General features: G+C 43.2%; 9 protein-coding genes, 1 tRNA gene and 2 rRNA genes. 11 read left to right on the top strand and 1 reads right to left on the bottom strand.

Features of this window, described 5'->3' with window-relative positions; all coding sequences use genetic code 11:
• The 5 genes from PHS53_04800 to PHS53_04780 all read left to right on the top strand — a co-directional run.
• Positions 1-1,140 (top strand): 23S ribosomal RNA (locus PHS53_04800); the annotation flags it as partial.
• Positions 1,141-1,468: 328 nt separating this feature from the next.
• Positions 1,469-1,543 (top strand) — tRNA-Arg (locus PHS53_04795).
• A gap of 394 nt (positions 1,544-1,937) precedes the next feature.
• Positions 1,938-2,045, top strand: a 5S ribosomal RNA gene (gene rrf, locus PHS53_04790).
• A gap of 80 nt (positions 2,046-2,125) precedes the next feature.
• Entirely contained in the window at positions 2,126-2,884 is a 759-nt protein-coding gene (locus PHS53_04785) for a hypothetical protein (GenBank protein ID MDD5357434.1), read from the top strand.
• Between the two features lie 9 nt (positions 2,885-2,893).
• Positions 2,894-4,060, top strand: a complete 1,167-nt coding sequence (locus tag PHS53_04780) for an FtsW/RodA/SpoVE family cell cycle protein (GenBank protein MDD5357433.1) — start codon at positions 2,894-2,896, stop codon at positions 4,058-4,060.
• On the opposite strand, the gene PHS53_04775 is transcribed toward PHS53_04780, so the two are convergent.
• A complete protein-coding gene (locus PHS53_04775) occupies positions 4,049-5,215 on the bottom strand; it encodes a glycosyltransferase (GenBank protein ID MDD5357432.1) in 1,167 nt (388 codons plus the stop codon). The genes PHS53_04780 and PHS53_04775 overlap by 12 nt on opposite strands.
• Positions 5,216-5,257: 42 nt before the next feature.
• Here PHS53_04775 and PHS53_04770 point away from each other — a divergent pair, with 42 nt between their 5' ends.
• The 6 genes from PHS53_04770 (at position 5,258) to PHS53_04745 (ending at position 11,235) form a co-directional block, all read left to right on the top strand.
• Entirely contained in the window at positions 5,258-6,658 is a 1,401-nt protein-coding gene (locus PHS53_04770; GenBank protein MDD5357431.1) for an exopolysaccharide biosynthesis polyprenyl glycosylphosphotransferase, read from the top strand.
• Positions 6,659-6,666: 8 nt separating this feature from the next.
• Positions 6,667-7,587, top strand: coding sequence for an NAD-dependent epimerase/dehydratase family protein (locus PHS53_04765; GenBank protein MDD5357430.1), 921 nt, complete (start codon positions 6,667-6,669; stop codon positions 7,585-7,587).
• Positions 7,587-8,603, top strand: a complete 1,017-nt coding sequence (locus PHS53_04760) for a hypothetical protein (GenBank protein MDD5357429.1) — start codon at positions 7,587-7,589, stop codon at positions 8,601-8,603. The genes PHS53_04765 and PHS53_04760 overlap by 1 nt, the downstream gene beginning before the upstream one ends.
• Positions 8,604-8,671: 68 nt before the next feature.
• Positions 8,672-10,018, top strand: coding sequence for a protein translocase subunit SecD (gene secD / locus PHS53_04755; protein ID MDD5357428.1), 1,347 nt, complete (start codon positions 8,672-8,674; stop codon positions 10,016-10,018).
• A gap of 1 nt (position 10,019) precedes the next feature.
• Positions 10,020-10,925 carry a protein translocase subunit SecF gene (secF, locus tag PHS53_04750; GenBank protein MDD5357427.1) on the top strand — a complete coding sequence of 302 codons (906 nt, stop codon included), beginning with the start codon at positions 10,020-10,022 and terminating at the stop codon, positions 10,923-10,925.
• A gap of 46 nt (positions 10,926-10,971) precedes the next feature.
• Complete coding sequence (locus PHS53_04745) at positions 10,972-11,235, top strand: hypothetical protein (GenBank protein ID MDD5357426.1); 264 nt, start codon at positions 10,972-10,974, stop codon at positions 11,233-11,235.
• Positions 11,236-11,713: the final 478 nt, after the last annotated feature.

Raw genomic sequence — 11,713 nt, 5'->3', positions numbered from 1 at the left:
AGTCCAAATCGACGGCGGAGTTCGGCACCTCGATGTCGGCCCATCTTATCCTGGAGCTGGAGAAGGTTCCAAGGGTTTGGCTGTTCGCCAATTAAAAAGATACGCGAGCTGGGTTCAAACCGTTCAGTAGCTGATATACATCGGCAATTGGACAGTTTGAATCCGAGTTCGGACATTGAGGCATATGAAAAATAACTGTTTGAAGACAACAATATCACGGCGGCTCAAGATAGAAATATTTTGATGCTCAAGTTGACTATATCGGTGGAATCCAATTGTATGACAAACTGTCGTATGGTAGGATAATACCGAGGGAAGTCTTACATGAAAAAATTATCTGCAACGCAAAAAGCATATCTCGCTGGATTTCTTGATGGAGATGGCAGTATTTATGTGCAAGCAAAAGTAAATCAAACATATAAGTTTGGTTATCAGATTGCTCCATACATAGTGCTATTCCAATCACAGAAAGATCAACAAAATTTTGAAATTCTTTGTTCGCAAATCAACCTCGGTTATTTGAGAGCGAGAAAAGATGGAATTCTGGAATATATTATCGGAAGAAACGAAAATATTCTGGCATTCCTTAAAATTGTTGAGCCTTATGTGATCATGAAGAAATTACAGATCGAGCTTATGAAAGAAATTCTGATTACGAAGATGAAAGTCAGTGATCAAAAAGAATTTCAAGCGTTGTTGAATTTAGTTGATCGTTTCAGAGAATTAAATTATTCGAAAAAACGAAAGATTCGTGTATTACCCCGTAGAGACTACACGTCAGCCACCTGATTTCGAAAGAAAAGGTGAAGATATAGTCCATTGCACACAGTAATGTGTGAAGACAAGCGTGAGACAGGTTGGTCTCCTATCTACTGCAGGCGTTGATTCTTGAGAAGATTTGCTCCTAGTACGAGAGGACCGGAGTGAACGAACCTCTGGTGTACCTGCTGTTTCTGCCAAGAGCACCGCAGGGTAGCTATGTTCGGAATGGATAACCTCTGAAAGCATCTAAGAGGGAAGCCAACTTCAAGATTAGGAATCGTTTGAGACCCCTAAGAGAAGATTAGGTGATAGGCTTTAGCTGTACGCACAGTAATGTGTTGAGGCGAGAAGTACTAATTCGTCGATTTCTGTTAGGAAATGAAGAAACCACCCCAGTAGTAGAGCAAAGCTCACTACGGGGCAAGCTTCTAACTACTTTTTTGTTAACCTGTTCTGTGGAATGTAAATCCGTGTAGTAGAGCAAAAGCTCACTACAGGACAAGTTCCACAGACCCGACGAAGTTTTAAAAAACTTTTTCGGGCAAGAGTTCAGCGCCGATTTTTGCTCGCAAAGAATTGCGGACAAAGATCGGCGACTGAAATGTAATTTGGATGACTCCCGGAGATGACCACATAAGGATAACTAGTGTCGCGACACTAGAAATCTTCGTCCGGGAGTTGTCCTGATTGTTGAAACTTTGCGGATGGGGGTGTGGCTCAGCGGTAGAGCGTCAGACTTCGACTCTGAAGATCGGGGGTTCGAATCCCTCCACTCCCTCCATAAAGTTTCGAGCAGTTTGAAATGCTGTATCCCGGTGAAATATGTCTCTTCCGTTGGGGGAGCTGTCCGGGAGCGCGACGGTGCTGGGTAGTGGATGCAGAATCTAACTTGGGGAGTCTTGCGTCTCTTCAAAAGATTCTTCGAAACTGCCCAGCACCGAATTGATTATCGAAGTTGAGCTTCGTGTGGCCCCTCCGGCCTGTGTCATCTCGGCGATGACGCATGAGGATGTGGCTACCTTTCCAGCCACGTACTCCGCGGAGCTCAACTATCGTTTTCGTCGGGGAGGGGAACTCTGCCCAGAGTTGCGTACTTCTACAGGCTTGCTGTGTAGCAAGCAACCCCCTTCCCGGCACCAGTTCTTTGTATTTTTAAAAAAAATTGAGTCTTTAGTCTTGGTGGTTTGACGCAGTGGCCACACTCCTTCCCATTCCGAACAGGACCGTTAAGCACTGTAGTACCGATGATAGTTTTTTGGAGCGAAAGTAGGTAACCGCCAGGACCAACGACTCAATTTAATTTAAACAAAAGATCCGCTTAAGCGGATTTTTTGTTTCTCTATTCTTTTGTTATCATATACGCATGTCTCTCTGGTCTCAAAGGAGGAAATTTGAATATGCTGCTGTGGCGATCCTCGTCATTCTTATTCCGATCGTTCTTATTGGCTATTCATATTTTCATCGCTCTCCGACATGTTTTGATGGAAAGAAAAATGCTGACGAACAAGGCGTCGATTGCGGGGGAGCATGTCTCAAGCTTTGCGATTTCCAAACCATACCACCCATCATTCGTTGGCAAAGATTTAGCCGGGTAAGTGCTGGCCTCTACAACACTCTTGCCTACGTCGAAAATTCGAATCAAGAAGCGGGCATCCGGAGCATTTCGTATCTTTTCAGACTCTATGATGTTGACGGTGCGGTTGTTGCGAAAAGAGTGGGGACTACGTATCTTCCTCCGAAAAAAATATCTCCGATTTTTGAGGGTGCTATCGACACCGGGCACAGAGAGGCGGTGCGGGTCACGTTTGAATGGACCGAAGACTACGTGTGGGAAAAGTATTCCAAGAAGGAACCTGCCATTTCTCTTTCAGATACCCAAATTTCCAATGTTGATACCTTGCCTCATCTCGACGTACGAGCGCAGAATCTCTCGGTTGGACGAATCCCGCATGTTGATTTCATTGCGATTGTGTATGATGAGAAAGGGAACGCCATGGCATTTTCAAGAACAGTCGTTGAAAAAATGGACAGGGATATGCCACAAAACCTGGTATTTACCTGGAGAGAGCCATTTCCGCTTGCCGTTTCGAAAATAGAGGTCATTCCGAGAATAAATTTTTAGTCCACTCCTATGAAACCGATCATTGAAAAAGTCCTGGGTGAAGCGAATCCAGAGAAAATTTCTTCTAGGATTCAATCGATCGATTGGGTGCTTTTTTTCGCTACCATCCCGATTATTGCAGCTGGCCTTATTACTATGAACTCGTTTGTAAGCGAGAGTTATTTTTTTAACAAACAGCTCATCTCGATTCTTTTTGCGCTCGCAGTTTTTTTTATTTTCAGCAGGATTGATTTTCGTTTCTTGCGGAGGACTCGGGTTGTCATCATTCTTTTCGGGATTTCAGTGGGATCGCTCGCGCTTTTGTTTCTTCTCGGGATAACGTCTCGCGGAGCTCAAAGCTGGTTTCGCATCGGTCTTTTTGCCTTTCAACCCGCGGATATTGCAAAATTAGTGCTCATTATCATTCTCGCGAAATATTTTTCCCGCCGGCATATCGAGATCGCCCACGTGAGGCACATTTTTGTCTCCGGTCTCTATGCTTTTGCATTATTTGTGCTTGTGCTTCTTCAGCCAGACCTCGGTTCAGCCGTCATTCTATTTCTTGTGTGGTTTGGAATGGTGTTGGTCTCAGGGATTTCGAAGAAGCACCTTTTTCTTGTCTTTATGATAGGGGTTGTCTCTTTTTTTGGTCTTTGGCATTACGCGTTCAAACCGTATCAGAAAGAGCGAATAAAAAATTTTATCAATCCCTTGGCTGATGTGCGTGGTTCTGGATACAATGCATATCAATCTACTATCGCGGTTGGAGCGGGAAGGGTGTTGGGAAAAGGTATTGGTCTCGGCACCCAATCGCGTCTCCAATTCCTCCCTGAATATCAAACAGACTTTGTTTTTGCGGCTTTTGCAGAGGAGTGGGGATTTGTCGGCGTTATCTTCTTATTCCTTTGTTTTGGAGTAGTGATTTGGCGCGTACTTTCGAATGCGCTTCATGGTGCTACGAATTTTGAAATTCTTTTCGGGGTAGGGCTTGCGGTGCTTCTTATGTCCCACTTTATCATTCACGTGGGCATGAATATGGGGCTTTTACCGGTCACTGGATTGCCGCTTCCATTCATGAGTTACGGGGGATCGCACCTTCTTACAGAATTTGCAGGCCTAGGCATTCTCATGGGAATGCGCCGCTATAGCAGAGATGTTCATAAAGATTCTCTTGAGAATGAATTTTTAGGAGCTTGATTCTTTTCTATCTTTTTTGCCGTAAATCTCGAAAGTCTTTTGAAGCATCTGTTCCAGATTGAATTTCTCCGCAACATCCTGTCTTAATTTCTCTCCGAACATTTTCCTTTCTTCTTTGTGGGCAATGAGGAATTTAAGGCCAAGCTCTATTTCGCGAGCGCTTTTGGGCTTTATGAGCATTCCATTTTTCTGGTCGTCGATGATTGTGGGGATACCTCCTACCGCGGTTGTAAGCACAGGGACGCCCGCTCCTCCCACTTCAAGAAGCACGTAGGGCAAGCCTTCTTTGAGAGATGAAAGCAGGAAAATATCAAATGCCTTTGCGAATGTGGCAGCATTCTGGATAAAGCCCAAAAGAAATACTTTTGAACCAAGATTTTTCTCTTGAATGTATTTCGTGAGTTTCTCCCGGTCCTCTCCGTCTCCGATGATAAGGAGAACATACTCTTCTATTTTCTCCAGCGCTTCAATGGTGTACAGAAGTCCTTTGTTCGGAGTGAGTTCCGCTATCATTCCTATAATGTGCTGTTTTGCGAAAAAGTCAGGGGCAAGTCCTTGATGTACAGCAAGCCTTTCTCGACTCTCTGCTTTCGGCAAGAAATGCGGGAGTTGTATGCCGTTAGGTATTTTTGTCACCTTGTCTTTGATACCAGGAAAAGCTTTTGCTTGCTTTTCTTCTCTATCAGAAAGCGTGATGACCTTTGTGCACAAGAGAAGCGTCAGCCACGTGACGCATTTTATTGCGAAACGGCTTATTCCCGAACGCTCCTCATTGAATGCGAAACCGTGAGCGGTGAAAATAATATTTTTTATGCCGGCAATTCTTCCTGCCAAAGCGCCGACAGCCCCAATCTTCGAGCTATTCAGATGAATTATCTCTGGTCGTTCTTTTTTAAAGAGTCGCAGAAGTTCAAAAAACACTTTGGTGTCATTTATGAGCTTCGGATCTCGTTCGAGTTTTGAAAGAGAGAGTGTCTTGATGCCGGTCTTTTCGAGGGAGCTCGCTAAAATTCCTCTACCTCCGAAGACGACAAGGGGCTCAAATTCCTGTTGGGGGAGGTTGGTCGCTAAGTCATATACATATCGCTGCGCTCCGCCCCAATTCGATTTTGTAATAACAAAAAGTATCTTTGATTTTCGAGATATTGTGTCCATTTCTTATTGAATACACGATAGCATTTTGATATGCGCCTATCAATGAAAGATAATTGCTCCGGGCGTTTTTTTGTTGTAGTATCTCTGCACATGGTTACCTCGCATAAAAAAGAGCCATTCCTCCTTTTTGTGGGCGATTTTGTCTCGTTTCTCATTGCGCTTTGGGTGATGCTTGTTTTTCGGTATGGCTCAATTCCAAGCAGGGAGCTTTTTATATCTCATATATTTGCTTTCTCTTTCCTTTTCATTATCTCTATCATCGTATTTTTTATCGCAGGTCTTTACGATAACCAGGTTCTTCTTACGAAGAAAGATTTGCCGACCCTTATTTTAAATGCCCAACTTCTCAACAGTATTATTGCGGTTGTGTTATTCTATTTTTTTCCGTTTCTCGGGCTTACTCCGAAAACTAACCTTTTTCTTTTTCTCGTTGTCTCTTCGATTGTTATTGTTATTTGGAGGCAGTGGGGGACTCGGCATATTTCTTTTCGCCGATATCAAAATGCGATTCTTCTTGGCAGTGGGGAAGAGATGGAAGAGTTGGAGAAAGAGATCCGAAGAAGTTCTCGTTATGGAATGACCATTGTTTCCTCCTTTGATCTGGGGAAAGGCGATATTCGTACTGAAAAACTAGTTTCGGATATTCGAGAACAAAATGCGTCGCTTATTGTAATTGACCTGGAACACGAAAAAATCCGGCCAATTCTCTCTGATCTATACTCGCTTATTTTCTCGGAGATTCGATTTGTGAACTTTTCTGATTTGTACGCTGATATTTTCGGAAGAATTCCGATTTCTCTTGTTCGACACGAATGGTTTCTTGAGAATGTCTCTTCTTCTCCCCATATTGTGTATGACTTTCTAAAACGGCTTATGGATATTTCTCTTTCTCTTATTCTCGGGCTACTCTCGCTTCTCCTGTATCCCTTTGTTTATCTTCTTATTAAAATTGATGACGGGGGCGGACTATGGAGCGTTCAGGAAAGAGTAGGGAGGCACAATGTTTCGATTCAAGTGGTAAAATTCCGTACGATGAGTATTGCGAATGATAGGGCAGAGTGGAATGAAAATAATGACAATAAGGTGACGCGAGTTGGAAAATTCTTGCGTCAGACGCGTATTGATGAATTGCCCCAATTGTGGAATGTCCTCAAGGGAGATCTTTCGCTTATCGGCCCGCGTCCTGAATTTCCACTTCCTGTAAAAGAATATGCAAAAGAGATTCCATTCTACAATGTTCGCCACCTTATTAAACCGGGACTTTCTGGATGGGCCCAGATTTATCATGAAGACCATCCTCATCATGGAGATCCGGATAAGATTCGGAAGACCAGAGAAAAGCTCTCCTATGATCTCTATTACATCAAACATCGTTCCTTCGGACTTGATATAAAAATTGCCCTCCGGACTCTTCAGATTCTTTTATCTCGAAAAGGAATATAATTTCTTCTATGAAAAAAGGACTAAAAACAAAAGTGGTGGTTACTGGCGGGGCAGGATTTATTGGCTCAAATCTTACCGATGCTCTCGTGAGAGCAGGATATGATGTTCATGTAATTGATAATCTTTCTGGTGGGAAAAAAGAAAATGTGAATCCGAGAGCTGTGCTTCATATTATCGATATTACAAATCTCAAAAAAATTCAGCCGATTTTCAGGGGCGCGCGCTATGTATTTCATCTCGCTGCTCTGCCTCGCGTGCAACATTCAATTGAGCATCCTTTTTTGACTCATGTAGTCAATGTTGACGGGACGCTCAATGTGCTCATTGCCTCTTCAGAAGCGAAGGTAAAGCGAGTTATCTATTCAGCTTCAAGCGCAGCCTATGGGGATCAGGTTACTATGCCACTTCATGAAGGTATGCATGCAAATCCAAAAAGTCCTTATGGACTTCATAAATATGTGGGGGAAGCATATTGCAAAGTGTGGAGTGAAGTGTACGGGCTTCCTACCGTGTCGCTGCGTTATTTCAATGTCTATGGCCCGAGGAATAATCCTGAAGGTGCGTATGCCCTGGTTATCGCCAAGTTTATGAAGCAGAGAAAAGAGGGTAAACCGATGACCATTACTGGAGATGGCAAACAAACTCGTGATTTTACTCATGTAAAAGATGTGGTGCAGGCAAATATTTTGGCTATGAAAAGTTTAAAAGTAGGAAAAGGAGAGGTCATTAATATCGGCTGTGGAAAGAATCAGTCGGTCAATTATATCGCGAAACTTGTCGGTGGTCCCGTAAAACACGTTAAGGCTCGCTTGGAACCGCGTCATACTCTTGCGAACAATACGCTAGCAAAAAAACTTCTTGGCTGGAAACCGACAATATCAATAGAAGAGGGAATTAAGGAGTTAAAAAAGATATCTCATATATTATAATGCCTTCTAAAAAAAACTTTCTGTTTGGAATAGTCCTGATCGTTCTCTTGTTATTGCTTGGAATATTTTCGTTTATAAAAAAACAGTCACTCAATCAAAACTTGGCAGAAGTGGCACCTTCCCAATCGAGTACTCCCGGATTAAATAATCCAACCCAAACTGATCTTTCTTCCGAACTGAAGACTTATGTTAATGAAAAATATGGATATTCGTATGAGTACACTGGCGAACTCCCCAATTCTTCCAGAGATTATCTCGCTATCGAGCCGGCATTTGGTGAAACTGAAACTTCGATTCAGCTCGAGAAGTACGCGTATGATTTATGGGAATTAAATAAGAATGACAAAGTTCCCAATATTCCCAATCACACGGTTTCAGATTTGGAAAAGATCACGCAAAACGGCAGGCTGGCATTTCGCTTTACAGCAGAAGGTTCATTTGTGCATCAGTACGGAGGAAACATTCTTGATGAAAAGACCACCTACATCCTGACCGCAAATCAAAACAATACTATCTTTATCATTCACTATCCTACCGAGAGTGAAAAAGCTAAACAGATTTTCTCTACGTTGCGCATTGATTCGGGATTGATCGCTGTAAAAGAGGCCCCTTCAGACTGGAAAAAATACGAAAATAAAGATTTGGGTTTCCAGTTTCAGTATCCGGGAAATATTTTTACAAATGAAACTGAGCTATCCGGATCTTACGTTTTTGCCGTGAATGGAAAAAGAGGGGGTATGAGCATCCGTGTTCTGGATACTCCTTTGGATCCTGAGAATATAGAAGATATGTATGGAAAAATAGAGAATCCTGAAAAGGTGAAAGTTGGCAATCGTGATGCGTATGCGTTTAATTGGGGAGATGCTGGCTGTGGCGCAAAGCGTTTTGATGTTGCGATTTCGAGCACTAAAACGCTCCGAATTTCCTTCTCTTCTTGTTCAGAGGATCTGTATCTTGTGTCGCAAGACACATCTTTGCAATCACAGATTCTCTCTACTTTTGAATTTTCTCAATAAAATCAAAGAAAAGGCATAAGTCTTTTTCTATTGCCAAAATCAATGAAAAGGCTATAATTTGCGCCATTATGGTTAAAACCCGCGTTATAGCAATACTACTCCTTGCGGTTACTGCTCTTTTGGCTTTTTTCCTTTGGACTAGTGAACACAATCCCGCTTCGCGCTTTCATTTTCGTCTCGGACTTGATTTGAAAGGGGGAACGGCTCTTACCTACAAGGCAGATGTCTCAAAAATCGATCCAAGCAAAGTAAGCGAGGCCATGTCTACGCTTCGGGATGTTATCGAGCGACGAGTGAATCTTTTCGGCGTATCTGAACCTGTTGTACAAGTAGAGGCGGGTGGAGTTGTGGGGAGCAAAGAAGCTGCAGAGCGTCTCATTGTTGAATTGCCAGGTGTCACTGATATTAAGCAAGCTATTGATCTTATCGGCAAGACTCCACTTCTTGAGTTTAAACTTGTTCAAACTGTAACTACTGCTTTACCAAAACTTGTGAACGGGAAACTGGAAGTGTCTGTAGACAGTGCTTCTACGACGCAACAGCTCGTTGATACAGGCCTTACGGGTTCTCTTTTAAGCAAAGCGTCGCTTGAATTCAATCAAAACAGTTCTGCGCCGGTCGTATCTCTCGAGTTTAACTCCGAAGGAAAAGATCTTTTTGCAAAAATAACAAAAGCAAATATCGGCAAGCCGCTTGCTATTGTTCTCGATGGGAATGTGATTTCTGCTCCAAGTATCCGAGAAGAAATTAAGGATGGAAAGGCGCAAATCACCGGACAATTCACTGTGAAAGAAGCGCAGACGCTTGTGCGTGATTTGAATTATGGTTCCCTTCCTGTTCCAGTCGAACTCATCTCCACTCAAACGATCGGTGCGACGCTTGGAGAAAAAGTTTTGAATTCTGGAGTTCGAGCAGGACTTTGGGGATTCCTCATTGTAGGTCTTTTTCTCATCCTTTGGTACCGATTGCCAGGAGTTCTCGCTGTCGTAGCACTTGTGACGTATGTCGTCATCATGCTGACGCTTTTCAAAGTCATTCCAGTTACGATTACTTCAGCTGGTATCGCCGGATTTATTCTCTCGATGGGTATGGCGGTGGATGCAAACGTCCTTATTTTTGAACGAATGAAAGAAGAACTTCGAAATGGCAGAGCTCTTGAAGACGCTATGCACGAAGGATTCGCCCGAGCGTGGCTTTCGATTCGAGACGGAAACCTCTCCGGTATTATTGCTTCGATTATTCTCTTCTGGCTCGGCACCTCTTTGGTAAAAGGATTTGCGCTCACTCTCGGAATTGGTATTTTGGTCTCAATGTTTACTGCGATTGTCATTACGAGAACCTATCTTTTTGCTCTTGGAGTGAAGAGCCAGGGCGGAGTCGCTAAATTTTTATTCGGTAGCGGTATAACAAAATAATATGTGGGTCGTAAATCACAGAAAAATACTCTTCGCCATTATCGGCACTCTCATTGTTCTCTCGCTCCTTTCTTTCTTCGGATGGGGACTTCATTTTGGTATTGAATATACGGGTGGTTCGCTTCTCGAAGTGAATTATCCGGGAGGCCGGCCGGACACCACTGTTGTTCAGAGTGAACTTGCTCCGCTCAATTTGGGAAATTATCTGCTTCAGCCAACAGGCGATAGCTCGTATGTTTTGAAAACAGGGGAATTGAGCGAGACACAGCACGAAGCAGTCAAAAATGCACTTTCACAGGGGGGGAAGGTGACGATTGAGGAAAAGAATTTCACTTCGATCGGTCCTGTTGTTGGGAGTGAGCTCAAGCGAAAAGCAATCATCGCAATCGTCCTCGTCATTCTTTGTATCGTGCTTTTCATCGCTTTCGCTTTCAGAAAAGTGTCAGAGCCCGTTTCATCTTGGAAATATGGAGTGGTAGCTGTCATCACCCTTATGCACGACATCGCGATTCCTGCGGGAGTGTACGGACTTCTCGTCCATTTTCATGGAGCGCAAATTGATATTCTCTTCACCACAGCGCTTCTCGCGGTACTCGGTATTTCCATCAACGACACCATCGTGGTTTTCGATCGAATCCGAGAAAATCTTCGTCTCAATCGTGAGGGAAGAGGGAAGGAACCGTTCGATCAGATTGTGGGAAGAAGCTTGAAGCAGACATATCTTCGTTCATTCAATACATCATTCACTGTCATTCTCGTTCTTTTCTCACTCTTTCTTCTTGGTGGTGAGACAACAAAAAATTTCGCCCTAACCCTTCTCGTAGGTATGGTCGCAGGAACCTACTCTTCGATTTTCTTCGCTTCTCCGCTTTTGGTGACTCTCTGGAAGGCTCAAGACAAAAAATAATCTCGGAGTATAATAAAAAAGGGCAGGTACACAAAGGAGGCTCGCAATGACCAAAGAGTCAGGAAGTCAGCCTTGTCATCCTCGCTGGAGCGAGTATGGTAGGCGCCCGGAAAACGTCTCGCAACTTAATTTTCAAGATGCGGATGTTTATCAGCGGACGAAGAGAACGGTCAGCTTTGAAGAGTTTCTAGGTATAGAGGAGAAACTGTACGAAATTGACGAAGAGATGAAACCTCTTATTGATGGACTCCGCGCTTCAGAGCGCCTTACCGCTGCTGATATGGCAGTTACGATAAATTGTCGCGGTTAAGACGTCTTGCTTATATTCCAAGGGAAACCTTGGAATGTTCTTTAAATAAGGCTTTTTTGGCGATTTTAAGCTAAAAGCTACCAGCCATAACCCTTGTTGACAGCCCTATAAATATCTATATACTAGTGCAATGTCTCAAATAGAGAGAGACGTGGTCTTTGACAGTCGAAAGACAATAAAGAACGTATTTGATTAGTGAATTTCATACGTTTGTGCAAGTCTAAATATATTCAATTCGTCGCGAATTCTCCCGAATTCGCGACGGCAAACAATGATTTTAAATCCATGAATAATCACCATGGTTTGGTTAGGACAACAATCTAATTAGCTGTAAGAAAATATAAAACGAGAAAGTATTCTTTGTTTTGTTCCGTTCTTACTATTTACTCGCGCCTCCTCTGGAGACGCGGTCAAAGTAAATTTTTATTTTAGAGTTTGATCCTAGCTCAGGATGAACGCTGGCGGCGTGGTTAAGGCA

The organism is Candidatus Paceibacterota bacterium (assembly GCA_028714635.1).
Lineage (GTDB): Bacteria > Patescibacteriota > Minisyncoccia > Phycocordibacterales > JAQTLZ01 > JAQTLZ01.
This window is presented reverse-complemented; position numbering and strand designations above follow the sequence as displayed.